The organism is Paenibacillus dendrobii, from assembly GCF_009807035.1.
Taxonomy (GTDB): domain Bacteria; phylum Bacillota; class Bacilli; order Paenibacillales; family Paenibacillaceae; genus Paenibacillus_AQ; species Paenibacillus_AQ dendrobii.
Genome location: NZ_WUBI01000001.1, coordinates 479754 through 504944, shown reverse-complemented (window position 1 = coordinate 504944; position 25191 = coordinate 479754). Strand labels below are relative to the sequence as shown.

The window sequence follows — 25191 nt, the reverse complement described above, 5'->3', positions numbered from 1 at the left end:
CATTTCAGTCTGGATGCAAAAACTGCATCTGTTTCCCTTTTCCCGTCAAATCACAGCTCGATTACGTTTATCCTTAATTACAAGCCGACATTTAGATATCAGCCTCGTGTTCATCGGTATTCACAAAAAAGTATGCGGTCATCGCCAAACGTTCCATCATCTGCTCACGCAACATTTTATCCTCAATCACTTCGTCCATCGCCTGCTGCATACAGCTCAGCCATGCCGTTGCACGATCAGGAGTGATCGGAAACCGGATATGTCTTGCTCTCATGCGCGGATGACCTTCTCTCATCGTGTACAGCTGGGGTCCGCCAAAATATTGCGTTAAGAACATTTCCTGTTTCTCCATGACCGGATAGATATCCTCCGGAAACAATGGTGCCAGCAGCGGATGCTCCACAACTCTCGGATAAAAGGCTTCGACAAGTGCGCGAATCGTTGGTGCACCGCCCACCTGCTCATAGTATGATACCGGTCGTTCAGCGTTCGGATTTTTTTCAGTACTCAACGAGAAAATGAGCCTCCCTTCTTAAATTCACTTCTTATGAATTGTCATTTATATAGATTGAACGCAGTCTGTGATCGTCTTCGCTCGCTCTAATGGATATAAAATGAAACTAACTTCTGGCGCAATTATAGTATACATTTTCTTTAGCTCATTTTATTTAGTAAACATAAATGTATATTAATTATTATAATCCTGGAAACGCTTTGTCAAGAGCCAAGCGCGAATATTGTTTAACTTTTTATACATATATGTTGACTATATGCGATGCGTGTTCTACAATTACCGTGTCATAATTTGTACGGACGGAGCTGTTAGGATGGCTCTAATTGCCTTTATTCACTTGGCTTCCGCATCATAAACATGGTAAAGTCATTTTGATGCCGTGAAGATTGTACATTAATTATGGTCATACTGTATTTACAGATAGATAGAGAATTGAAGGTGAGAAATTTTGACAAAGGATGATTTGGTTGCAGCTATTGCCCATATCCAAGATGATGAACATCAACTGCCGCTGACTGAGATTGGTTTGATCCGGGATATTACCACGAACAAGGATCACGCCGCTCTAAGCGTACTGCTCGCTCCAAACTTAGCGTCACGAGAACAAGAACTACAGGAGCAGATCACCAGCGCGCTGCAAAAGTCAGGAATTACCGATGTTCATATACGCTTCAAACATATTTCAAATGAAGAAAAAAATGATATTATAGCTATAAAGCTAAATAAAACGGTACGCCGTGCTCCAACGTTGATGAATTCACCTTTGGTAGCCGGGGATTCCGGAGTCACTTTCATTGCCATTGCCAGTGGTAAAGGCGGAGTCGGGAAATCCACCGTAACTGTCAACCTCGCGGCTGCTTTAGTTAAGCAAGGAAAACGCGTGGGTATTATCGATGCTGATATTTACGGATATAGTATACCGGAGATGTTGGGAATTAAGGAACTCCCCCAGAAGCAGGGGAATCGTATCGCTCCAGTTGAAAGCCAAGGAATTAAAGTCATTTCGACCGGATTTTTCGTACAAGGTAACAAGCCTGTCGTCTGGCGCGGACCGATGCTGGGCAAAATGCTCGGCACCTTCCTGAACGAAGTAGAATGGGGCCCATTGGATTATATGATCCTGGATCTCCCCCCAGGAACGGGCGATGTGGCATTGGACGTCCATAACCGGATTCCGCAATGCGCGGAAATTCTGGTAACGACGCCCCATCCTACGGCGAACCATGTTGCTGCACGTGCCGGTGAAATGGCCATTCAAACCAATCATCCCATTCTCGGCGTGATCGAGAACATGTCCTATTTTACAGATCCTACGGGGGAGAAGCACTATCTCTTCGGACGCGGTGGCGGTCAAAAACTGGCTGATGAACTGAATACGAAGCTGCTTGCTGAAGTACCTATCCAGTCTTCGGATGCACCGGAAGGTTCTGGCTCCAGCCCTACCCTGTTCAGAGAAAGCAGCGAGCAGTGGCACATCTTTATGGAATTGGCAGCAAGCATTGTTTCAAAAAAGGTTGACTAAATCGAAAGGGTGAAAAGAACATGTCTTACATTATTACTTCGGCTTGTATTGATGAGAAAGCGGCCGATTGCGTTGATGTTTGTCCAGTAGATTGCATCGAGGAAGGTTCAGACCAGTACTTTATCGACACAGACATTTGCATCGAATGCGGCGCTTGCGAGGTTGCTTGCCCGGTTGGTGCAGTGTATTACGATACGGATCTACCTGAAGAAGAAAAGAGCTTTATTGCCAAAGCTGAAAACTTCTTCAAATCTAAATAATAGGTTACTCCATCGAATCATTCCGAGTCGTGACAGCCTGTTGATATCCATGTCGGCAGGCTTGTTTTATACTCGGGCAAAGACTTTATGAAATAAACGGCAGAACAGGCGGTGATGAAACATGGACCAACAACTGGATATATCGACCAGGGACAAAATCCTGCAGCTGCTGAAAACGAAAGGTGATCTCAGTGCCAAAGAAATCACCGAATTTATCGGTATCACCAGCATGGCGGTTCGCAGGCATATCAACACCCTTGAGAAAGATGGATTAATTGAATCGAAAACGATTCGTCAGCCGATGGGACGCCCTACTGCTATTTATCATTTAACGGAACAGGCTGAGACCTTTTTTCCTAATAAATATCATACCTTGACACTTGACTTACTTGGCGAGCTTGAACTAGATGCCGGTTCAGACATGGTGGATCGGTTGTTTGAACGCCGGGGAGAATCGCTCCGTAAGAATCATGCAGCCAAAATGCATGGAAAGTCTTTTGCCGAGAAGGTCGAAGTATTGGCAGAGATTCAGAATGAAAACGGCTATATGGTCGAGCTTCAAAAAAACAATGAACATGAATACACGTTAATGGAATACAACTGCCCGATCTCTCAGATCGCCAAAAAGTACAATCACGCCTGCACCTGTGAAATGAATATGTTCGAATCCCTGCTGGGTGCGGAAGTCGGTCGTACGGAATGCCTGGCCAAGGGCGATAAAAAATGCGTCTATACGATTAAAAACAAAAAGGAACTCTCGCATTAATCCGGAAATATTCCGGACATTCGATGCAGAGTTCCTTTTTTTGAATCTCTATTTAGCTGCCTCAGCCGATTCAACCAAGTGCTGCAAAGCTGCCATTTTATTCTCCCAGAAGCGGTCGAAGTACGAATACCACTGCTGCAGTTCACTAAGAGGTTCAGGATCCAGGCGAAAGCGGTTTTCCCGCCCTACCTTTCTCTCCTTCACCAGGCCCGCCTCGGATAAAATCCGCAGATGCTTGGACACCGCAGTCCGGCTCATCGGAAAATGACCGCTTATCGTCGTTATCGGCATTTCCCCATCGGCAAGCAGCTTCAGCATCCTGCGGCGGCTAGGATCTGCGATGGCTTGGAACACATCATGCTTCTTGACTTGAGGTTCGCCCATAATTACGCCTCCACGTATTCGCCCAGCTTCTGATGCAGGCCAGCCCATCCCTGATCCATAACGCCTCGCACGGCGGGATGCGGTTGACCGAACTCTGTGACCATATCCTCGTTCCATCCCGAATGAATGATGGTTACCTCCGTTTTACCATCCAATTCCTTCAGTTCAAATGTAAGCGTCCAGTCCTTCCCCCAAGTAAAAGACAGCAGCCGCGGCGGACCCACTTCCGTCACCTTACACGATGACATTCCATATGGACCTGCATTGATATGAAATTCATATCCGACAATCGGTTCAAAATCATTGGGCATGAACCATGCTTCCAGTCCTTCCGAAGTGGCAACCGCATTCCATACTTTTTGGATTGGTGCGTTGAAAATTCCTGTATGCCGGATGTCCGGCAGTGTATTATTGCTTGAAACGCTCATGAATGTATCCTCCCATTAATTAGCTTTTTTTGGATTGAATCCGATTCTTGTGCCGAAAACGCAGCGCTGACCATTTGTGGTCCACAGCCACGTTGCTAACCGGACGATAGGGAACCAAGGATTCTACGAGCTTCCATAAGCTGTCCCGGTTAATATCCGTTTTTATTTTGGAGGATCGCTTTGGATACGTGATCCAGAATACCCCGTCTTCAGCAAGTGTTGGTACGACTTTCGGTACCCATTCCCTAACTTGCTCGGCATCATGAACGAAAAGTAGAACAAAGTCAGCTTTTGGGTTCGAATCGCCCTCTTCCGGTTCTATGCCTAGAGAAAAACCTTCCGGAGCATTCAGCACGACCCCGTGTCCCTGTTTATAATGCAATTTCTTTAACAATTCAGTGTCTGGCATGTCATCTTCCTTCCTGCAGAAACGAAACCATTTGGTTACGCTTATTATTATATACAACCAAATGGTTTTATATCAAGCGTTTTTTACTTCCAATCATTTCCGAGGAATACTGTGAAATAACGATTATTTTTGCGATAACCTGGTCTCCCCGACTAATTTGCAAAAACGGCTCATAGGCTGAATATGGGGTATTTTTGATTTATATTTATAGCCTGCATTATGCCGTCTTGCCGCGATATTAGTGCTAAGGAGGTGAAATTATTCCTCTTATCGTCAGAGCAACATTTAATGCTACAGGTGCCGTTACGTTTACGGGAAATACGTTGGGTTTAAGCCGTTCAGACACCGCGGGTGTTCCTGGCACGCAGGACAGCATTGGTGGATTCATAACGACCAATACAGCCGCCCAGTACGGTACGTATCCAGCCGGAACGACAAGCTCTTACAACAATGACAGCTCATCGGCCCAACTGATTTTGCCCACGGGAAGCACGGTTTTATACGCCGAACTGATCTGGGGCGGATCCTACATTATTACTGGATCGATTAATCTCAGCAGCTTTATTAATAATCCGGTTACCTTTACGACTCCAGCGGGTACTTTCTCGGTCACTCCCGATCCGGCAACAGCGAATTCGATTGATTTCGGCAATAATATGACCGCTTATGTACGATCAGCCAATGTTACGACCCTCATTCAGCAAGGAGGCGGCGGCACTTATACGACCGGGAATGTCGTAGGTACCATCGTCATCCCGAATGATCCGACAGGAAATCACGCCGGTTGGACGCTAGGGGTCATTTATCAAAATCCTTCTCTTCCGTTTCGAAATATGTCCATCCGCGCAGGCGCGGTTTTGGTGCAGGCTACCTCCAGTGCGGTTACCACCACACTTACCGGATTCGCCACACCTATATCGGGTGCGCTTGGAGGAAGAGCCTTATTCAGTGCACAGGAAGGTGATGCGAACAGAACGGGGGATCAGGCGCTTTTCGGCCCTACATCGGCAACGGCCGTAGCCCTTTCCGGTCCCAACAATTTTGCAGCCAATTTCTTTGCTTCCCAGATCAATAATGATTCAGGCAATCTCGACACGACGGGTACCTTCGGTACGCGCAATCAGACCAATGGAGCACCCGGCACCAATATCGTCGGAGGCCGTCAAGGCTGGGATATTACCAACGTGGATGTATCGGCCCGCCTTGTCAACAATCAATCCTCCGCCGTTTTGATTCTAACGACCTCTGGTGATGCGTATTGCGTGAATGGAAACGCCATCCAGGTGGATATCAATGCTCCGAAAATCAATGTCGTTAAAAGTTCGAGCACAAGCAGTGCAATTGTAGGGGATACGATCACCTACACCGTTTCGGTAAACAATACAGGTACCGCAAGCGCAAACAGTGTCGTATTGTCGGACGCCCTTCCAACCGGTCTGACGTTTGTTTCAGGAAGCGTAACCGTAGCCGGCGTAGCCAAGCCGACGTATGACATCGTTGCCGGAGCTCCACTGGGAACGTTGGCGTTCGCTTCCTCCATTGTCGTTACATATAAAGCCACCGTCACATCCATGCCGGCTACCAGAACGCTTGTCAATACCGCAAAATCCGCTTTCACTTTTCAAAGCGTTGCCGGGGGTGACACAATTACCGGGGTCATCCCCTCCAATTCGGTAACCGTCACCGTATATGCACCAAGCTTGACGTTAACGAAAAGTGCAAATAAGACGAACGCAACGGTAGGGACAGCGCTGACTTACACCGTTCTGATCAACAACTCAGGGAATATTGGGGCTGCAGTAACGTTTAGCGATAATATTCCCACAGGCAGTACCTTCATCACCGGCAGTTTTACGGTCAACGGAACCTCCATTCCGGGAGCCAATCCCGCTGCGGGAGTCGCTATTGGCACGGTCGCGGCCGGAGCGACGGTACCGGTTACTTTTTCGGTCACGGTCAATAATCTGCCATCCCCTTCCCAACTCGTAGACACGGCGGTCGCTGCCTATACCTTCCAACCGCCTGATGGACGCACGATTTCAGGTTCTGCCAGCTCAAATACGCTCTCGGTTCCTGTTACACTGCCCAATGTCACGGTTGTGAAGAGCTCGTCCGTAACCGATGTGGCTGTCGGAGAGACGATGACATACACCTCTGTCGTCACGAACAGCGGGACCGAAGGAATATCGAATGCCATATTAACGGATATCATCCCAACAGGCACTACCTTTGTCTCGGGAAGCGTGACCGTAGGAGGAACCGCGCTTCCATCTGCGAATCCGGCAAGCGGCATTACCGTAGGAAGCCTGCTTGCAGGAAGCTCCGTCTCGGTAGCATTTCAAGTCAGTGTCACTTCCTTACCTAGTCCTTCTTCGCTGTCCAACAGCTCGAAGGTGTCCTACAACTCTGGAACCTTTGTCGGCACTTCCCTGTCCAATACCGTAACAACTCCCGTATATCAACCGGTAATTGCGATTACGAAAAGCGCCACGACCTCCAATGCGACCGTCGGTGACACCATTCAGTACACGTTTCTGGTCAAAAATACCGGCAATCTGGCTGCACAGGTCACCCTCACCGACAATATTCCAGCAGGTACCTCCTTTGTGGCAAACAGCGTAACCGTACAGGGAACAACCATTACCGGTGCTTCACCGATAACGGGTATTTCTGTTGGGACCGTTGCCGTTGGAGCCACCATAACCGTCACTTTCCAAGTCGTGCTAAACACGCTGCCCACGCCTGCTACACTGATTAATACAGCAAACAGTACCTATTCGTACCAGCTGCCTAGCGGAAGGAGCCTGACGGGAACCAGTTCCTCCAATACAATTACCATTCAGGCTTCCGCACCAAATGTCACCGTTGTAAAAAGTGCAAATTCGAGTGCAGCAGCCGTAAATGATGTTGTGACTTACACGCTCGCCATTAGAAACAATGGGATTGGAGCCGTTAACAACGTCGTCGTTTCCGATAATATTCCTGCAGGAACCACGTTTGTAGCCGGCAGTGTAACACTTGGCGGGGTAGTGCTAGCAAACGCCAATCCGCTAAATGGTGTTCAGATCGGCAATCTGGCAGCATCCGCTAACGTGTCCGTCACCTTTCAGGTACTTGTGTCTTCCTTGCCGAATCCTGCTCAACTGATTAATCAGGCCAGTGTCGCCTTCAACTCCGGAACCTTCATGGGAACTTCCATATCGAACACGGTCACCATTCCGGTTTACCAAGCGATTATTTCCATCATCAAAAGCGCCAGTACGACTAACGCAACAGTGGGTGACACGCTGACCTATTCTTTTTTAATCAGTAATACAGGCAATATTCCGGCGAACGTGACTTTGACAGATAATATACCTGCAGGAAGCTCATTTATAGATAACAGTGTCTTGGTTAATAACGTCCCTTCACCTGGATTGAATCCCATTACTGGCATTCCGGTAACGGTAGCTAATGGAACAACAGCCTCCGTGAGTTTTGTCGTGAATGTCACCTCCCTCCCGGCTTCTAGGCAGCTTGTTGATCAGGCGGCTGCCGTTTCTACATTTACGCTTCCCGGAGGCAGGCAGGTATCCGTCAATTCAGTATCCAATACGATCACGATTCCGGTTGCTATCCCTAACGTCAGCGTCGTCAAAACCGTATCGGCCATCGATGCCGTAATCGGAGACACCCTGACATTCACAAGCGTCGTAACCAATAACGGAGCATCCAATGTCAACAATGTGAGCTTAACTGATGCATTGCCTTCCAACGTGTCTTTTATTACCGGAAGCGTAATTGTGAACGGCGTATCGCGCCCGGCCGCAGTTCCGTCCGGCATTTCAATAGGTACCCTGGCCCCTGGCGCTGCGGCTACCATTACATTCGAGGTGAGGATAACCATGGCGATTCCTTCACAGATTAACAACCAGTCAACTGTTAGCTTTACATCGGGCACATTTTCGGGTTCCGCTTCGTCCAACACAACAACGACACCCGTGACGCAGCCGCAAATATCATTATCAAAAAGTGCCAGTACAACCAATGCATCCGTGGGAGATCCCGTCAACTACACCGTCACTATCAGCAATACCGGCAACCTGGCGGCGAACGTCATCTTCACGGACAACATTCCAAGTGGAACCACGTTTACTCCGAACAGCGTCGTTATTAACGGCTTTCCGTTCCCGGGTGAATCCCCCGCAACCGGGATTAGTCTGGGGAGCCTAGCACCCGGTGCGACCACCGTCATCTCTTTCTCCGTCGTCATTACCACGCTGCCTAATCCGCAGACGCTGAGTAACCAGGCGACAGCGAACTATACTTTTACGCCGCCAGACGGCAGAACGTTAACGGGATCAGCCGTTTCCAATACCGTGACGATACAGGTATCTGCTCCCAACGTTACCGTCGTCAAAGCGACTCCATCTACCGCTGCCACCGTTGGAGATACGATTGTGTATGCAGTCACGATGACGAACGCAGGCATTGAAGCGGTTAGTAATGTGCAGATGAGTGATCCCATACCTGCGGGTGCCACGTTCGTGTCCGGCAGCGTGACGATCAACGGCACGCCAGTGCCCACGGCGAACCCCGCTACGGGCATCACCATCGGCTCCATCGCTGCTGGCGCCTCCGTGAACGTGGTCTTTAGCATTCTCGTAACTTCCGTCCCTACGCCTGCAACGCTGGATAATACCGCAACGGTGACATTCACTTCGGGAGTTTTCTCGGGATTGACCAATTCCAATACGGTCAGCACTCCTGTGTATCAGCCCGTGATCGCCATCACCAAAAGTGCCAACACATCCAATGCTACGGTAGGCGACACGGTAAGCTACACGTTTAGCATCATCAATTCGGGCAATTACGGATCGCAAGTGACCATCACCGATAACATTCCTGCAGGAACTACGTTCGTACCGAACAGTGTGCTCGTAAACGGTACTCCGCAGGCTGGGGCAGATCCAACTACTGGTATTAATGCTGGGGTGGTAAGCCCGGGACAGCCTACGACCGTTATCTTTTCAGTGACAATCGACACGCTGCCTTCGCCGCAACAGCTGGTGAACCAGGGTATCGGAGCTATCGCCTTTACGCTGCCCGATGGAAGGACGATTAACAGAACGGCTTCTTCAAACGTTATCACGATCTCGGTTTCGTCACCGAACATTGCTGTGGTTAAGAGCACTCCATCCACCGCTCTCTCCGTTGGGGATACCATTACTTATACCACCACCATTACGAACAACGGCATCGCAGCCGTAAGCAATGTCCTCTTCACCGATCCGATTCCTCCGGGAGCTGCGCTAGTAAACGGGTCCGTCACGGTGAATGGAACGCCGCGCCCGGGAGCGAATCCGGCAAGCGGCATTATTATCGGCTCCATCGCGCCTGGCAGCGTTGTTACCGTTGTGTTTAACGCTTTGGTTACTTCCCTGCCGGCATCCACTACGCTTAGCAACCAGGCATCCGTGAGCTTTACGTCCGGCGCGTTCTCAAGTGTCACGTTCTCCAATACGGTGACTACGCCTGTCTACCAGCCGATCTATACCGCGTTAAAAAGCGCTAATACCGGGAATGCAACCGTGGGAGACACGGTCGTCTACACGATCAGCATATCGAACACGGGCAATTTCGGGGCAGCCGTTACGTTATCCGATACCATACCGGCCGGAACAACGTTCCAGCCTAACAGTGTACTGCTAAACGGTCAGCCTCTTCCCGGAGCCGATCCATCGACAGGCATTCCGCTTGGCGTCGTCGCCACCAGTGCGGTAGTGATGTTTTCGGTCGTCGTCAACTCCGTACCACCAGGACAGGTGCTGAATAACCAGGCTTCTGCAACTTACACGTTCACGCTTCCGGATGGCCGCATCATTAACGGTTCCTTTACCTCCAATAATGTTACTATTCCGGTTTCTTCGCCGAACGTGACGTTGGTAAAAACAAGTACACTTTCGGATGCCTCCTTGGGCACGGTTATTCCTTATTCGATCACCGTCACGAATAATGGAATTGCAAATGTTACGAATGTCGTTTTCTCAGACATGATTCCGTCTCAGACCACATTCGTTCCGGGAAGCGTCACAATTAACGGCAGCCCTGTACCAGCAGCGAACCCTTCTGCAGGCATCTCGCTCGGCACCATTGCCCCAGGCGCTACAACAACGGTCGCTTTCAACGTGACGGTGGTAAGTGTCCCTATCACCGGCCAGCTGGCCAACTCAGCATCGGCAAGCTTTACATCGGGCGTCTTCTCGGGCTCCTCCACCTCCAATGTGCTCGTTCTCCCAATTTATCAAGCGGTGATTGGAGCAGTGAAAACAGCGAACACAACCAATGCCACCATCGGTGATACCATTGTCTACACTGTTACTCTTACGAATACCGGTAATCTTCCGGCTCAAGCTACCGTCATCGATCCGATTCCCGCAGGAGCGGTTTTTGTGCCGAACAGCATTCTTGTTAATGGCGTTCCTCAGCCTGGCGCGGATCCGACGACAGGAATCAATGCGGGAAGCATACCCCCAGGGGCCACGATAACCGTCAGCGTAACGATGCAGGTCAGCGTGCAGACCCTGCCGCCGCAACAGCAGCTCGTCAACCAGGCAACGGTGAACTTCACTTTCCAACATCCGGATGGGGAAATTCTTTCCGGAACTTCGCTTTCGAACGTGTTAACGATTCCGGTCTCTTCGCCGAATGTATCCGTCGTGAAGAGCACCTCTTCCATTGATGCGGTTGTCGGGGATATTATCACGTATACCATTGGGGTGACCAACAACGGAATTGAATCTGTCAATAATGTAGTTCTGGTCGACCAGGTACCTGCAGGTTCCGTATTCGTCGCAGGAAGCGTGACGGTTGACGGAGTTCCAAGACCGGCGGGTAATCCTAATTCGGGTATCCAAATAGGTATACTTGCCGCTGGGGCTACCACAACCGTTACATTCCAGGTGCAGGTTATCGCATTATGAACCAGGATTTAAGGTCTGAATTCATTCTCAGAAATCAAACGATGGTCCGATTTCAGATCGGGGCAGCGGATGGGGTCGCTTATTCGAATATAGTGGATACCCCCTGGGTAGGTCCGATACTCCAATTAACCAAGGGAGCAAGCGAACAGCAACAGATAACCCTGAACCAGCCCGTTACGTTTTCTTTGACAGTAACCAATGAAGGCAACCGAGACGCCCAGATGACGCTTTTTGATATACTGCCGGAAGGGTTGGCCTATATCCCGAACAGCATTATACTGAACGGTGCTCCGCTGCCCGGGGCTGACCCTGCGTCAGGCATTCAAGTGGGCCTTGTGCGCAGTCTTTCATCGATTCAAGTTGTCTTTCAGGCGATTCTTGTCTCCATTCCAGCTTCTTTGGATCTCATCAATCAAGCAACCGGCACCTATTCTTTTCAGTCTTTGGAGGGGCGAACGATCACGGGTTCTATTACATCCAATGAAGTGAAATTGTCGGTTCTCCCCTTCTATGTCTCGGTTGTGGCCGATATCAGCACGAATCAAACGTTCGCGGGCGATGTGATCACCTACATGCTGACCATCACCAACCTGGGGAATGTTCCATTGCAAAATCTGGTAATATATATTCCATTACCGCCTGGCGTCACATTCGTTCCGGGAAGCGTCATGATCGGCGATGTCTATTATCCCTCCATTGATCCGGCGGACGGAATACCTATCGGAACCTTGCTTCCTGGGGCAACCATTGTCATTCGAGTTCAACTTCGTATCGGAAAAGTGACGGGAAGCAACCCATTTACCGTGCAAGGCATTCTGTCTTATTCGATCGATGGAGTCCAGTATAACGAACCAGCCAATCCGTTACTGGTCACCGTCATTCAACCGGAAGTAACCCTTCATAAAACCGTTGATAAAAACCGGGCAGCCCCAGGATGCGTGCTCCATTATACAAGTCAGATCCAGAATAACGGCAGTTTTGCAGTAGATGCGAGCTTTAAGGATACCCTGCCCTCTGAGCTTGAATTCATTCCCGGCAGCCTAATGATAAACGGGACACCCAATCATGGCACCAACCCGGCAGAAGGGTTCTTTCTGGGTACCATCAGGCCTGGAACGATGACTGAAATTTCCTTTGATACGGTAGTGCTTGTGTTCAAAGGAAGTTTGCCTGTTCGGGCCATTAATCAAGCATCCGCTTCTTTTACCTTCCGTCTTCCGGACGGGCGCGTGGTTCAGCAGACGGTTTTATCCGATCCAGCTTCGGTCAACTTGGTCACGCCAGATATCCATGTTAACGCCGTACCCACCCATTATGTGGTGGAACCGGGCGAACACTTATCATTTAAACTTACAATTATCAATCGTGGTTCACTCGCGGCTCAACTCAAACTCATCGGATGGATTCAGAATAAACCGGTGTTTGCGCAAGGCGTTGTGAAAATAAACGACATGCCTGTTCCTTATGATCTAGGATTTGATCTTGGCGTCGTAGATCCGGCTCAGCAGTTGACAGTAACTTACACTTCCTATGCGAGCGCCGATTTGCACCATACGATCGAAGAAGTGACCGGTAGCTTCCTCTTCACCTTCCATTCTCAAGTGGATGAATGCAGCTATAATGGTGAAGCGAGATCCGATTATATTACGATTGTCGTGGATTCCGGTGAAGAATAAGTATAAAAAAACAGTGGCATGTGTAACGGATATATTCCGTACACGGCCACTGTTTTTTAATTCGATAAGGATATTATGCTTTGAATTGCTTCAAAAACTGAACAGCTTTGGAGATGTCCGCTTCTGGATCTTCTCCCACTTCACGCTCAATCGTCAGATAACCCGTATATCCAATGTCCTTCAGAGCGTTCAGATACTGTGTCCAGTTCACGCCGCCTTCACCCAGAGGAACCTCGGCGAAATATTGACCCTCTCCTGGCACGAAAGTGTTATTCTCATTCACAGGAGCTTCATATCCAAGGGATTCATAAATATAATGGGCTGGAACTTCGCGCAGACGTACGCCATCTTTCGCATGGGTATGCACGATGTAATCCTTCAGGTTGTAAACGCCTTGGGCAGGATCGTCACCAGTAACCATGACCATATTGGCCGGGTCGAAGTTAACCGATACGCCCTTGGAGCCAAGTCCATCAAGGAACTGCTTCAGTCTGGCCGAAGGTTCAGGACCAGTCTCAATGGCGAAGAAAGCATTCATGCTCGTCGCATAAGCCGCAAGCTCCTCACAAGCATCATGCATGTTCTGGTAAATTTCACTGTTCGTGTTTTCCGGTACAATCCCAATATGGGTTGTCACCACAGGTGTTCCCAGTTCAACCGCCAGATCTAGGATTCGCTTGGATTTCTCAATCTTTTCCGCGTTCACGTTCTTATCCTGGAATCCGTAACCACCCAGATCACCCACAAGTGCGGAAATTTCAAGTCCCAGTGACGCGATATATTCTCTCAGCTCTTTGCGCTGCGCTCCAGACAGGTTTGCCGGGTCCATCTCGCCGCTGACAGCATAGATTTGAACGCCATCCGCCCCAACTTTTTTGGCACGCTGCAGTCCTTCTCTAACGCCTACACGGAAGCTGTCTACAATAACGCCGATTTTGTTGTTCATGTTTATATCTCCCTTCTATTCTTCTTTAGATTTCGTTCCAGATACGTTTCACGTTTTCTATCCCGATACGAGTTCCTTGATAAGCATCTTCCATGCCTTCGAATTCAATCGACAGATAACCGTCATAACCGAACTCTTTGATGGCCCGGATGGATTCGCGCAGATTGATGTCGCCATGACCGGAAATGGCACCTCTCAGATAATTGCCGCTGGCGGTTTTGAACCAGCCTTCTCCCGGATCCTGGGAAGCGGGGCGAAGATAGAAATCTTTAATATGAACGATGGATGCAAAAGGCAAGTTCTTTTGCACTGCAACGACCGGATCTTCATCAACGCACATAAAGTTACCTACATCAAGTGTGGTCTTAAAGTTGGAACGATCTACGGCCTGTACCAGCGTTTGCACGCGGTCACTGGCTTGAATGTAATAACCGTGGTTCTCTAAGCTTGTAGTGATTCCATACTGCGCTGCGTAATCCGCAATTTGACGGCAGGCATCTGCCAAACGAGCAACCTCGCTGGTGAACTGCTTTATGGATGTATCTTTACGTCCGGCCACATCGTGGCGCATCAGCTTCACACCCAGACGCGCTGCAATGTCGACTTCTTTTTTGACGCGTTCGATTTCATTGGCTACTTCCTCATCGCTGTCCACGCCAAAATTCGCATAGATCGCGTAGTTCGAGATCTCAATCCCGACTTCTTTCGCCTTGGCTACGATTTGATCCACCAGCTCGGGATTATCAGTCAACGTATAACCAACCGGTACGATTTCCACATGCTCCCCGCCCATTTCGGCGATTTTTTCGATCGCTTCGAGAACGGTAATTTCTCCGGCATGGATAGGACGGAACAGACTGTATGTGCTTACTCCGATTTTCATAACTGGATTTCCACTCCTTTTTCTGCGGATTCATAAATGGCGGTCAAGATCTTCATAAGCTCCAAACCATCTTCCACAGGGCTTATCGGTTCTCTGTTGTTCTCGATGTTAAGAATGAACTGATCGATTTCATTTTGGAATGCCGCTGCGAAGTTGAATCCTTTATTGTCGATCTGCGGTTCAATATTCATCATAACGTCGTTTTTTTCCGTCACGATAATCAGTGCAGGGTCAATTTCAAATCCGCCTTTGGTTCCGAAAATTTTGACAGCCGATTCATCCTGTTTGGCATGCAGCGAGAAGCTGACATCCACCATGAGCGAAGCACCGTTTTCAAAACGGATCAGCGCATTAGCCAAATCTTCGACCGTATTCTTGCTCGCATCGTAATCTGCCGCTTGGTAGAAAGACAGATGTTTCACGTTCGAGCGATTGCCAAGCTTATGATATACGTTGCCTGTAACCGATTTCACTTTCGGTCTGCCGAGCATGTACCAGCATAGATCAATCACGTGTACGCCAATATCGATCAGCGGTCCGCCGCCTGAGCGTTCTTTATCCGCAAACCAGCCGCCCGGATTGCCTAGACGACGCAGAATGGATGCTTTGGCATAATAGAGCTCTCCGAATTCGTCCTTTTCGATGAAGCTTTGCAGTAATCCAATATTCGGATCGTAACGGCGGACAAAGCCGACTTGCAGCAGCTTCTTACTGTCGCGAACGGTTTTCTGGATCTCAAGCGCTTCTTCTACGCTGCGGCAAAGTGGTTTTTCGACCAGTACATGCTTGCCTGCCTTGATCGCTGCGATGCTGATTTCCGCATGCGTGTTGTTCCAGGTGCAGATGCTCACTGCTTCCACTTCCGGATTCGCAAGCAGTTCATTGTAATCGGTATATGTTTGCTTGGCACCGTATTTCTGTGCTGCCGCCTTAGCTCTCTCTTCTTTCAAATCGCAAATCGCTACGATTTCTGCATTTGGGTTGTTCTGATACGAATTCATGTGTGATTCTGATATGGAACCTGCACCGATAATACCCACTTTAATTTTGCTCATTCGTATTCAACTCTCCTTTATGTCATCCTTTTGTGTTTCTTCATATTGAATTATAATATGAATAAGAAAGTCTGCCATGAAGAGCATTGCTCATTATTTAGACTATTGTGCGATTTAGAGGTGACAGATATGGAAAGACCCCTTGCCTTGCAAGAACCCATGGATATGCCTAACCGCTTCTTCCCGATCAAAGTCCATTACTGCACATCGGACGAATACGGTAAGACGCTGTTTAATCATCATTGGCATAATCACATAGAATTCCTTTATTTTACAAAAGGCTCCGCTATGATCGAATTAAACTCCATCCCTTATGAAGTGACCGAGGGGGATCTGGTGGTCGTCAACAGCAATGATCTTCATTATGGCGTCAGTCAATGTGACGATTTGGTCTATTATGCGATGATCGTGGACATCAAACTGCTGCATAGCCACTCCGTGGATGCCATAGAAACCAAGTTCATCACCCCGATTACGCAGAATCGGATTTTGTTCGCGAGCAAAATTACCGGTGATTCCGAGATCATAAGCTGCGTTTCTTCGCTGATTCAGGAATTAAGCCAGCGCGAACTCGGCTACGAATTGTCGATCAAATCGTACTTGTACCGTATTCTGACCATTCTGCTGCGCCGATATGGAACGAATAAAATGACTACAGAAGATGACCAGCTGCGACTGAAAAATCTCGAAAGATTCACGCCGGTTTTCCAGTATATCGAGGAACGTTACCAAGAGGATCTGACGATAGATCTGCTGTCTGGACTAGCCGGGCTCAGCAGATTCCATTTCAGCCGATTATTCAAGGAGCTGACCGGACGTACCGTAACGGATTACATCAATACTCTTCGAATCAACAAGTCGGAGTATCTGCTGCGCAACTCGCGCATGAACATTTCGGAGATTGCTTTATCTACGGGTTTTAAAGATATATATTACTTCAGCAGGTCCTTTAAGAAGTATAAACATGTTTCGCCATCCGAACTGCGCAAGAGCTTTCAAGGTTAGTCATCATTCGCGCTTCCTCCTCACCCTCTAAAAATTTTGTCGATATAAATTGGAATTTTGCATAGTCAATCTCCTTTTTTCTGGGTATAATAGTCCTGAATGTTTGATATCTTTTATACATAAAGTATGTTATTTGAGGAGGAACAGACCTTTGGATCCATATTCATCGGGACAATTTAACCAGTTTCAGCAAATGCCGCCTGTGCAGCCGCCTAAGACGAACGGGAAAGCTATCGGAGCGCTCGTTCTTGGAATTCTTAGCTTGGTGATTCCTTATGTAGGCTTTATTCTCGGCATTATCGCGATCGTACTTGCCAGCCTTTCCTTCAAGGAGATCAAGAGAAGAAATGAAGGCGGACGCGGGCTTGCCATTGGCGGTTTGGTGTGCGGAATCTGTGGCACGGCTTTATACGGTATCATGCTCGTACTCGTTGTCATCGCACTTATCTTTGTAGGAGCTTCTTATGACAGTTACTATGATGCACTTTCAACGATTCCGGATCTGAGAACAGCCTAATGATTCAAAGCTTGAACCATACGAATAAAAGGATTGAAGCATTTAGCTTCAATCCTTTTTCGTTCACTTCAGGTATTTTTAATGTCACGCCGAGGATTTCATTTACGATAGCCTAAAAAAATCCGTCCGCTCAAGAGATGAGCGGACGGATTTTCGTAAACCCTTTATATGTGAAGGTTATTCCGTGATGATGCCGTGTACCAGTACAGGCGCTTCGGCGTGATCGGCGATGCGGATGTTTTCATATATTTTGTTCATTACATCATCCACATTTTCGCGGTTCGCATGAATAGTGACAAGCGATTCGCCTTTTTTCACGGAATCACCGATTTTTTTGTTGAGCATGAGGCCCACAGCCAAATCGATTTCAGAGTCTTTCGTTGCGCGGCCGGCACCCAGCCACATCGCTGCTGTTCCGATCTCGTCCGCAACGATTTCAGATACAACGCCGTCTTCCTTCGCAGGAACCTCGATCAAATACTTCGCTTGTGGAAGCTTCTCCGGATGATCCACCACGTCAGGATTTCCACCCTGATTTTGAATGAATTCCTTGAATTTCTCCAGCGCTTTACCGTTACGGATCACTTCCTTCAGCATTTCTTCCGCTTCTTCCAGGGAATCAGCCTTATTGGCCAAGAACACCATTTGGCGGCCGAGTGCGAAGCACAGCTCTTCCAGATCCTTCGGTCCTTTGCCTTTCAACGTGTCGATTGCTTCCTTCACTTCCAGGGAGTTACCGATCGCAAGACCAAGCGGCTGGCTCATGTCCGAGATAACCGCCATCGTTTTACGGCCAACATTGTTGCCGATGCTAACCATGGCATGCGCCAGTTCTTTGGCATCGTCGACAGTTTTCATGAACGCGCCGGCACCTGTCTTAACATCAAGCACGATTGCATCGGAACCTGCAGCGATCTTTTTGCTCATAATCGAGCTTGCGATCAGGGAGATGGAATCAACTGTACCCGTTACGTCACGTAGCGCATACAGCTTTTTGTCCGCAGGAGTCAGGTTTCCGGTTTGGCCGATGACCGCGATTTTATGTTTGTTCACCAGGTTAACGAATTCTTCGCGCTCGATTTCCACATGGAAGCCTTCGATGGATTCGAGTTTGTCGATTGTTCCGCCAGTGTGTCCCAGACCGCGTCCGGACATTTTCGCCACAGGAATATCAAGTGCAGCTACCAGAGGAGCAAGCACCAGTGTCGTCGTATCGCCTACGCCACCCGTGGAGTGCTTATCTACTTTAACTCCTTCGATTTCGGACAAATCGATCGTGTCACCGGAGTTGACGATAGCCATCGTCAGATCCGCGCGCTCACGCTGTGTCATGTCTTTGAAGAAAATTGCCATTGCCAAGGCACTGACCTGATAGTCAGGAATATCTCCTTTTGTATAGCCTTCTATGATGAAATTAATTTCTTCTGTTGTCAGTTCTCCGCCGTCACGTTTCTTTTCAATCAAGTCGACCATTCTCATAGATGCAATGCCTCACTTTCAAATTTAAATGAATTCTAATCAGGGCTCAAAACTGAAAAATGTTCTTGCTATGAGCCCACATAAGTATTACAGGGTAATTGCGGTTTCGAGAGCCACTTCCATCATGTCGTTGAATGTGGTTTGACGTTCTTCCGCACTTGTCTCTTCGCCTGTCAGCAAGTGGTCACTTACCGTGAGTAGGGTCAGTGCATTGACGCCGAATTTAGCAGCCAATGTGTACAGAGCTGTCGTTTCCATCTCAATACCCAGAATGCCATGCTGCATCAGCTTTTCAACGACGGATTTGTCATCACGATAGAAGATATCCGAACTGAATACGTTGCCGACATGCAGTTTAAGACCTTTTTCCACGCCTTTATCATAAGCAGTTTTCAGCAGGTTGAAGCTTGCAATCGGAGAGAAATCATATCCATCAAAATAATGGCGGTTTGCACCAGAATCCGTACAGGAAGCTTGAGCCAAGATCACGTCACGCACATGAACGTCTTTTTGCATGCCGCCGCATGTACCAACACGCATCAGGTTCTTAACGCCATATTGGCTGATCATTTCATTGACATAGATGCTGATGGACGGGATGCCCATGCCGGTACCTTGAACAGAGATGCGTTTTCCTTTGTAAGTACCCGTGAATCCAAGCATGCCTCTGACTTCGTTATAGCAGGTTACGTCCTGCAAATAGGTTTCTGCGATGTATTTCGCCCGGAGCGGATCTCCAGGTAAAAGAATTGTTTCTGCGATATCTCCAGCTTTTGCTCCAATATGAGTGCTCATTGATTGTCCTCCTGACAGGTTATAGGGATGATGGATGATTTATTTCAAATCTTTAAGGAAGCTAGTGCCGTATTTCGGCATTTGTACGCCGAAGTTATCAGCAACCGTAGCGCCAAGATCCGCGAATGTATTACGCAGCGCAAGCTCGCTTCCACCGTTTTTGAAACGTGGAGAGTATGCGAGCAGCGGCACATATTCACGCGTATGATCCGTACCGCGATAGGTTGGATCGTTGCCATGGTCGGCCGTGATGATCAGAAGATCCTCGTCCGTCATTTTCGCGAAGACTTCAGGCAGACGCGCATCATAATCTTCCAAAGCCTGAGCGTAGCCTTGCGGGTCACGGCGGTGGCCGTACAACGCGTCAAAGTCGACCAGATTCAGGAAGCTGAGGCCTGTGAAATCTTCATCCATGGTGGCTATCAATTTATCCATTCCGTCCATGTTGGATGCAGTACGGATGGCTTTGGTAACGCCTTCCCCATCATAGATATCGGAAATTTTACCGAGCGCGATCACATCGAAGTTAGCATCCTTCAGCTCACTCATAACTGTTCTGTCAAAAGGCTTGAGTGCATAGTCATGACGGTTCGCTGTACGCTTGAATGCTCCAGGCTCACCGACATAAGGACGTGCGATAATACGTCCAAGCATGTACGGATCATCCAAAGTGATTTCACGGCAGAATTCGCAAATTTCATACAGCTCTTTCAGTGGAATCACATCTTCGTGAGCCGCGATCTGAAGTACGGAGTCCGCGGATGTATACACGATCAGTGCTCCTGTCTTCATCTGCTCCTCGCCCAGCTCGTCCAGAATTTCCGTACCGCTGGCCGGCTTGTTACCGATGACTTTGCGTCCGGTTTTCTCTTCGATACGCTGGATCAGCTCATCAGGAAAACCATCCGGGAACACGCGGAATGGCGTGTCGATGTAGAGCCCCATGATTTCCCAGTGTCCGGTCATGGTATCCTTACCCGCTGATTTCTCTTGCATCTTGGTGTAGTAAGCCAGCGGCTGTTCCGCCTTGTTGATTCCTTGGATTTCGCGGATGTTGGAAAGGCCGAGCTTACCCATGTTCGGCATCTTCAGGCCGCCGCGCTCTCTTGCGATATGTCCGAATGTATCCACATCAAAATCGTCAAACTGAGCGGCATCCGGAGCTTCACCGATACCAACCGAGTCCATTACTATCAAGTGTACACGTTTAAATTCTGCCATTATTTATCACTCCTCCGTTTAGAGTATAACTCATGCTAAGCGATTATAGAAACAGGCCGGCGAGTGTTGCGGACAACACGCTGACAAGTGTTGCGCCATAGAGCAGCTTAAGTCCAAAACGAGCAACCACGTTACCCTGCTTCTCGTGCAAACCTTTGACAGCACCGGCGATAATGCCGATGGAGGAGAAGTTCGCGAACGATACGAGGAAGATCGATACGATACCTGTAGCACGTGGTGACAAAGACATCTTGCCAAGTTCCAGCATGGCCACGAATTCATTGGATACCATTTTGGTAGCCATAATGCTGCCTGCATCCACGGCCTCTTTCCAAGGCACGCCCATCACAAAAGCAAATGGTGCAAAGACATAGCCGAGAATTTGCTGGAACGATATACCGAAGATTCCGTTGAAAATGCCGTTGATCATTGCGATCAATGCGACGAAACCGATCAGCATGGCGGCTACCGTAATCGCTACCTTAAAGCCATCCATAATGTATTCGCCAAGCATTTCAAAGAATGACTGCTTCTCCTGCTCTTCCTGAACTTCCAGTTTGTCTTCTTCAGGAGTCACTTTGTACGGATTCAAGATCGAAGAAATAATGAAGCCGCCGAACAGGTTCAGCACCAATGCGGTCACGACATATTTCGGATCGATCATGGTCATGTAGGCGCCAACGATGGACATCGAAACTGTAGACATCGCTGAAGCGCAAAGCGTATATAAACGATGCTTTGGCAGCAAACCGATTTGTTTTTTCACCGAAATGAAGACTTCAGATTGGCCCAAGATGGCAGATGCTACGGCATTGTAAGATTCGAGCTTGCCCATGCCGTTGACTTTACTGAGCACCAAACCGATGAAACGAATGATAATCGGGAGTACCTTAACGTACTGCAAAATCCCGATCAGAGCTGAAATGAAGATAATTGGCAGCAGCACATTCAGGAAGAATGGAGTTTGTCCTTCATTGGCAATACCACCAAACACAAAGTTGATACCTTCGGCTGCGTACGTCAGCAAATTCGTGAAGATATCCGAGAATCCCTTGATCAGCACGGTTCCGACAACCGTATTCAGCAAGAAGAACGCCAAAATCAGTTGCAGAACGATCATGATGATAATCGGGCGATAGCGAATACCGCGTTTGTTATTGCTGGCCACATAAGACAGTGCAAACACGACGAGTAACCCTAATATCGCAATCAAAAATTTCATGGCTGTCTCCCCAAGATGTAGTTTGTTTTGAAAATCTTTCATAAAGCGCTTCCAGAGTATTGATAGAAAAGCGGAAACGGCATATATGCGTCTCCAGCTTTTACTGAGGCAGTCACTTTAACAACTTAATAAGAAGCCGTAGATTGGCCGCCTTCCATAATTTTCACACCTGAGCTTGCGCCGATTCGTGTCGCGCCTGCTTCGATCATTTGATTCATATCTTCTAGGCTCCGTACACCGCCGGAAGCTTTGACACCAACATTGGGGCCTACCGTTTGACGCATCAAACGAACATCTTCAGGTGTCGCGCCGCCCGTTGAGAATCCTGTGGAGGTCTTCACAAAATCAGCCCCGGCCTTTACGGACAAACGGCTCGCGCGTTCCTTCTCTTCGTCTGTCAGAAGACAAGTTTCAATGATCACTTTTACAAGTGCTTTACCTGCAGCAGCATCGACCACAGCCTTAATGTCTTTCTCCACGACATCATCCTGCTTGTCCTTTAATGCACCGATGTTGATGACCATATCGACTTCCGTTGCACCGTTTTCGATGGCATTGGTTGCTTCAAAAGCTTTAACTGCCGAAGTTGTTGCTCCCAGAGGGAATCCGATTACGGTACATACTTTCACCTTGGTTCCGTTTAATTGTTCAGCAGCGTATTTTACCCAAGTCGGGTTTACGCATACGGAAGCAAACTCGTATTTCTTCGCTTCTTCCGTTAATTTGGCAATTTCATGTTGTGTTGCATCTGCACGCAGCAGTGTATGATCGATCATACCCGCAAGATTTGTCATCATGTCATCTCCTTCAAGAATCGGTTACCTTTTATTAATCCATTTCTCATGAAATGAAAAGGTTTTTATTGTATAGAATGCCTAAAGCAATCTTGCCTTGAGTTCATTCTACGTGATTGCAGAAATATCATATCACTCGCGTGAACATATGTAAATACACCAATGAAATTATGTTCAACGACAATTTTTGAAGCATTCATCTGCTTATTTTGCACAAAAAAAATCTGCCATATGTGTCTATGACAGATTTTGCACATTCAAGCTAAAAGAGCTTGTGCCGTAAATTGGTCCGTTACCAAGATGTTCGCGTACTTACCCGCTAGCGCAGCCTGGATCGCTTCAACCTTGCGCTGTCCGCCAGCCACAAGGATCGATTTCTCCTTCTTGCGCAGCTCATGCAGGTCGATACCGACCGTCCGGTTATTGATTTCGTCGCTGCAGATCTTTCCTTCTTGATCAAAAAATCTGGAGCAGATATCCCCAGCGCCATATTTCTTTAACAGTTTCTGCTCCTCTTCGTTAAAATAACCCAGACGGAACAACAGCGCGTCTTCTTTCACTGTTCCTACCGTAAACACGGCAACGTTAGCCTGCTTCCCGAGTTCGATAATGCGGTTAATATGCCTGTCTTCCTCCACGATTCGTTTCAGCGCGATGTTATCGAAGATAACCGGCAACGGCAAATATCTGGCAACCGTTTGAAAAGCTTCCGCGAACAAGTTCACCGTCTCCGCAGCGTAGGTATTCACGTGGGAGTGGCTGACACCCCCCTTGAGCTGCACCACCTCTACCCCTTTTACGGTTTTGGGCTGCAGCTGCTGGGCTACCGCATGCATCGTTGTTCCCCAAGTCACGCCGATAATGTCTTTATCCTGTATCGTCTCATGTAGATATTCTGCGGTTTGTTTCGTAATATGCTTTTTGATTTCTTCATACGTATTGAGCGGCGAATAACATACCTGTGCCGTATCCAGTCCGTATTTGTTCTGTAGCTGCTGCGAGAGAATATTCAAATCCTCATGCGGATCAACAATATCGATTCTGACATATCCCTGTTCCTTCGCAAACTGCAGCAGTCTGGATACGGTGGGCCTTGATACGCCAAGCCGCTGAGCTATATCCTGTTGGCTGAAATCGGATTGATAGTACAGTCTCGCCGCTTCAATCGATAAGCGTTGTTTTTCGTTGTCCATCTTGTATACTCACCCGTCTCTATGTCTATAATCGGTACTCTGTTTATTAGCAATTCCGGATCGCCGGCTAAATTCCTGCCTTTTGCAAGATATGCTTTTTCCGGGGCTGTTTATTTGATAAGATAGTAACTGCGGAATTTTCCGTTATGAATAGTATATCAAAAAAAAGAACCTGCGGGTTGCGTCAGGTTTTCAGCCTGGATAGAAAGCGAGCCTATCATGAACAATACATATTCTCCTTATTTTGAATTTGACCGAACAGCCTGGGCCTTGTCTCGCGATCTCCCTTCTTTGTCCTTATCGGAAGAGGAGTTCGAGAAATTAAAGGGACTGAACGAAAAAATTGCAATAGAGGAAGCCACTGAAGTCTATCTTCCGCTTGCAAGGCTCTTACATTTGTATGTAACTGCTTTCCAGAATCTTCAATCGAAGATGAATTCTTTCCTCAACATGCCGGCACCAAAGGCGCCTTTCGTCATTGGCATTGCAGGCAGCGTTGCAGTGGGAAAAAGCACTACGGCGAGACTGCTTCAAAACCTGCTATCCCGCTGGAATGAGCATTCCAAAGTCGACCTGGTGACAACTGACGGTTTTCTGTATCCCAACAAGGTGCTTGAGGCCAAGGGCATCATGAATAAAAAAGGTTTTCCGGAGAGCTATGACATTAATAAGCTCATGCATTTCATCAGCAGCATCAAATCCGGTGAACCTGCTCTGAAAGTGCCTGTATATTCCCACTTGGCTTATGATATTCTGGATGATCAGGCTCTGATGGTTGATCAACCGGATATCCTGATCCTGGAAGGCATCAACGTGCTTCAGGTTAATACGCAGGAACCTTTTTTCGTAAGCGATTTTTTCGATTTTTCAATATACATCGACGCAAACGAAGAGGATATCCGCGAATGGTATATTGAAAGATTCCTAATGCTGAGGGATACTGCTTTCCAGGATCCACGTTCATATTTCCATAAATACGCCTCCCTTACTGAACAAGAAGCCATTCATACGGCGACAAGGATCTGGCGGGATATCAATGCCAAAAACTTGAATGAAAATATTATGCCTACCAAGGAACGTGCCAAACTCATCATTCAAAAAGGTGCCAACCATATGATCGAACAGGTATTGCTGCGGAAGTAGCGTGATTCTAGAATACC

General features: G+C 48.0%; 21 protein-coding genes. 8 read left to right on the top strand and 13 right to left on the bottom strand.

What is annotated here, in order from left to right:
* Positions 1-91: 91 nt before the first annotated feature.
* Positions 92-511, bottom strand: coding sequence for a globin domain-containing protein (locus GRF59_RS02155; RefSeq protein ID WP_160496023.1), 420 nt, complete (start codon positions 509-511; stop codon positions 92-94).
* 451 nt (positions 512-962) lie between these two features.
* Between GRF59_RS02155 and GRF59_RS02150 the strand changes: the two genes are divergently transcribed.
* The 3 genes from GRF59_RS02150 to GRF59_RS02140 all read left to right on the top strand — a co-directional run bounded on the left by GRF59_RS02150 (position 963) and on the right by GRF59_RS02140 (position 3062).
* Positions 963-2036, top strand: coding sequence for an Mrp/NBP35 family ATP-binding protein (locus tag GRF59_RS02150; RefSeq protein WP_202128472.1), 1074 nt, complete (start codon positions 963-965; stop codon positions 2034-2036).
* A 20-nt stretch (positions 2037-2056) separates the two neighbouring features.
* Entirely contained in the window at positions 2057-2296 is a 240-nt protein-coding gene (locus tag GRF59_RS02145) for a DUF362 domain-containing protein (protein WP_160496022.1), read from the top strand.
* 121 nt (positions 2297-2417) lie between these two features.
* Positions 2418-3062: a helix-turn-helix transcriptional regulator gene (locus GRF59_RS02140; RefSeq protein WP_160496021.1), complete on the top strand. Its 645-nt coding sequence runs from the start codon at positions 2418-2420 to the stop codon at positions 3060-3062.
* A gap of 48 nt (positions 3063-3110) precedes the next feature.
* Here the strand turns inward: GRF59_RS02140 and GRF59_RS02135 are convergent, their stop codons facing one another.
* Genes GRF59_RS02135 through GRF59_RS02125 form a run of 3 tightly spaced genes read right to left on the bottom strand, consistent with a single transcriptional unit; the run spans position 3111 to position 4268 of the window.
* Positions 3111-3446, bottom strand: coding sequence for an ArsR/SmtB family transcription factor (locus GRF59_RS02135; RefSeq protein WP_160496020.1), 336 nt, complete (start codon positions 3444-3446; stop codon positions 3111-3113).
* A gap of 2 nt (positions 3447-3448) precedes the next feature.
* Positions 3449-3874 carry an SRPBCC family protein gene (locus GRF59_RS02130; protein WP_160496019.1) on the bottom strand — a complete coding sequence of 142 codons (426 nt, stop codon included), beginning with the start codon at positions 3872-3874 and terminating at the stop codon, positions 3449-3451.
* A gap of 19 nt (positions 3875-3893) precedes the next feature.
* Positions 3894-4268, bottom strand: coding sequence for a hypothetical protein (locus tag GRF59_RS02125; RefSeq protein ID WP_237391593.1), 375 nt, complete (start codon positions 4266-4268; stop codon positions 3894-3896).
* Between the two features lie 275 nt (positions 4269-4543).
* Here GRF59_RS02125 and GRF59_RS02120 point away from each other — a divergent pair, with 275 nt between their 5' ends.
* Positions 4544-11245: a DUF7507 domain-containing protein gene (locus tag GRF59_RS02120; RefSeq protein WP_480242648.1), complete on the top strand. Its 6702-nt coding sequence runs from the start codon at positions 4544-4546 to the stop codon at positions 11243-11245.
* On the top strand, positions 11242-12921 hold the full coding sequence (locus GRF59_RS02115; RefSeq protein WP_237391592.1) for a COG1361 family protein: 1680 nt from the start codon (positions 11242-11244) through the stop codon (positions 12919-12921). The genes GRF59_RS02120 and GRF59_RS02115 overlap by 4 nt, the downstream gene beginning before the upstream one ends.
* Before the next feature lie 73 nt (positions 12922-12994).
* Here GRF59_RS02115 and GRF59_RS02110 read toward each other — a convergent pair whose 3' ends face one another.
* From GRF59_RS02110 to GRF59_RS02100, 3 genes are read right to left on the bottom strand one after another with little or no spacing between them, the layout of a single operon-like run.
* Positions 12995-13867, bottom strand: a complete 873-nt coding sequence (locus GRF59_RS02110; protein ID WP_160496016.1) for a sugar phosphate isomerase/epimerase family protein — start codon at positions 13865-13867, stop codon at positions 12995-12997.
* A gap of 25 nt (positions 13868-13892) precedes the next feature.
* On the bottom strand, positions 13893-14750 hold the full coding sequence (locus GRF59_RS02105; protein ID WP_160496015.1) for a sugar phosphate isomerase/epimerase family protein: 858 nt from the start codon (positions 14748-14750) through the stop codon (positions 13893-13895).
* A complete protein-coding gene (locus GRF59_RS02100) occupies positions 14747-15805 on the bottom strand; it encodes a Gfo/Idh/MocA family protein (protein WP_160496014.1) in 1059 nt (352 codons plus the stop codon). The genes GRF59_RS02105 and GRF59_RS02100 overlap by 4 nt, the downstream gene beginning before the upstream one ends.
* 159 nt (positions 15806-15964) lie before the next feature.
* Between GRF59_RS02100 and GRF59_RS02095 the strand changes: the two genes are divergently transcribed.
* Both GRF59_RS02095 and GRF59_RS02090 read left to right on the top strand, forming a co-directional pair.
* Positions 15965-16810 carry an AraC family transcriptional regulator gene (locus GRF59_RS02095; protein WP_237391591.1) on the top strand — a complete coding sequence of 282 codons (846 nt, stop codon included), beginning with the start codon at positions 15965-15967 and terminating at the stop codon, positions 16808-16810.
* A gap of 193 nt (positions 16811-17003) precedes the next feature.
* Complete coding sequence (locus GRF59_RS02090) at positions 17004-17327, top strand: DUF4190 domain-containing protein (RefSeq protein WP_160498077.1); 324 nt, start codon at positions 17004-17006, stop codon at positions 17325-17327.
* A gap of 177 nt (positions 17328-17504) precedes the next feature.
* Here GRF59_RS02090 and GRF59_RS02085 read toward each other — a convergent pair whose 3' ends face one another.
* The 6 genes from GRF59_RS02085 to GRF59_RS02060 form a co-directional block, all read right to left on the bottom strand.
* The gene (locus GRF59_RS02085; RefSeq protein WP_160496012.1) at positions 17505-18806 is read right to left on the bottom strand and encodes a pyrimidine-nucleoside phosphorylase; all 1302 of its coding nucleotides are present in this window, start codon (positions 18804-18806) and stop codon (positions 17505-17507) included.
* Positions 18807-18893: 87 nt separating this feature from the next.
* Complete coding sequence (deoD, locus tag GRF59_RS02080; RefSeq protein WP_160496011.1) at positions 18894-19601, bottom strand: purine-nucleoside phosphorylase; 708 nt, start codon at positions 19599-19601, stop codon at positions 18894-18896.
* 39 nt (positions 19602-19640) lie between these two features.
* Entirely contained in the window at positions 19641-20825 is a 1185-nt protein-coding gene (gene deoB / locus GRF59_RS02075; protein ID WP_160498076.1) for a phosphopentomutase, read from the bottom strand.
* 40 nt (positions 20826-20865) lie between these two features.
* Positions 20866-22044, bottom strand: a complete 1179-nt coding sequence (locus GRF59_RS02070; RefSeq protein WP_160496010.1) for a NupC/NupG family nucleoside CNT transporter — start codon at positions 22042-22044, stop codon at positions 20866-20868.
* A 125-nt stretch (positions 22045-22169) separates the two neighbouring features.
* The gene (gene deoC / locus GRF59_RS02065; protein WP_237391589.1) at positions 22170-22841 is read right to left on the bottom strand and encodes a deoxyribose-phosphate aldolase; all 672 of its coding nucleotides are present in this window, start codon (positions 22839-22841) and stop codon (positions 22170-22172) included.
* Between the two features lie 254 nt (positions 22842-23095).
* Positions 23096-24031, bottom strand: a complete 936-nt coding sequence (locus GRF59_RS02060) for a sugar-binding transcriptional regulator (protein WP_160496008.1) — start codon at positions 24029-24031, stop codon at positions 23096-23098.
* 219 nt (positions 24032-24250) lie between these two features.
* On the opposite strand from GRF59_RS02060, the gene coaA reads away from it, so the two are divergent.
* Positions 24251-25174, top strand: a complete 924-nt coding sequence (gene coaA / locus GRF59_RS02055; RefSeq protein WP_160496007.1) for a type I pantothenate kinase — start codon at positions 24251-24253, stop codon at positions 25172-25174.
* Positions 25175-25191 lie beyond the last annotated feature (17 nt).

Bases quoted from the DNA above. Each gene is read 5' to 3' on its own strand.
- deoD (WP_160496011.1), bottom strand. From the start codon at position 19,601: ATGAGCACTCATATTGGAGCAAAAGCTGGAGATATCGCAGAAACAATT.
- GRF59_RS02115 (WP_237391592.1), top strand. From the start codon at position 11,242: ATGAACCAGGATTTAAGGTCTGAATTCATTCTCAGAAATCAAACGATG.
- GRF59_RS02090 (WP_160498077.1), top strand. From the start codon at position 17,004: ATGCCGCCTGTGCAGCCGCCTAAGACGAACGGGAAAGCTATCGGAGCG.
- GRF59_RS02145 (WP_160496022.1), top strand. From the start codon at position 2,057: ATGTCTTACATTATTACTTCGGCTTGTATTGATGAGAAAGCGGCCGAT.
- GRF59_RS02070 (WP_160496010.1), bottom strand. From the start codon at position 22,044: ATGAAATTTTTGATTGCGATATTAGGGTTACTCGTCGTGTTTGCACTG.
- GRF59_RS02135 (WP_160496020.1), bottom strand. From the start codon at position 3,446: ATGGGCGAACCTCAAGTCAAGAAGCATGATGTGTTCCAAGCCATCGCA.
- GRF59_RS02085 (WP_160496012.1), bottom strand. From the start codon at position 18,806: ATGAGAATGGTCGACTTGATTGAAAAGAAACGTGACGGCGGAGAACTG.
- GRF59_RS02105 (WP_160496015.1), bottom strand. From the start codon at position 14,750: ATGAAAATCGGAGTAAGCACATACAGTCTGTTCCGTCCTATCCATGCC.
- GRF59_RS02095 (WP_237391591.1), top strand. From the start codon at position 15,965: ATGGATATGCCTAACCGCTTCTTCCCGATCAAAGTCCATTACTGCACA.
- GRF59_RS02140 (WP_160496021.1), top strand. From the start codon at position 2,418: ATGGACCAACAACTGGATATATCGACCAGGGACAAAATCCTGCAGCTG.
- GRF59_RS02060 (WP_160496008.1), bottom strand. From the start codon at position 24,031: ATGGACAACGAAAAACAACGCTTATCGATTGAAGCGGCGAGACTGTAC.
- GRF59_RS02110 (WP_160496016.1), bottom strand. From the start codon at position 13,867: ATGAACAACAAAATCGGCGTTATTGTAGACAGCTTCCGTGTAGGCGTT.
- GRF59_RS02130 (WP_160496019.1), bottom strand. From the start codon at position 3,874: ATGAGCGTTTCAAGCAATAATACACTGCCGGACATCCGGCATACAGGA.
- coaA (WP_160496007.1), top strand. From the start codon at position 24,251: ATGAACAATACATATTCTCCTTATTTTGAATTTGACCGAACAGCCTGG.
- GRF59_RS02100 (WP_160496014.1), bottom strand. From the start codon at position 15,805: ATGAGCAAAATTAAAGTGGGTATTATCGGTGCAGGTTCCATATCAGAA.
- deoC (WP_237391589.1), bottom strand. From the start codon at position 22,841: ATGATGACAAATCTTGCGGGTATGATCGATCATACACTGCTGCGTGCA.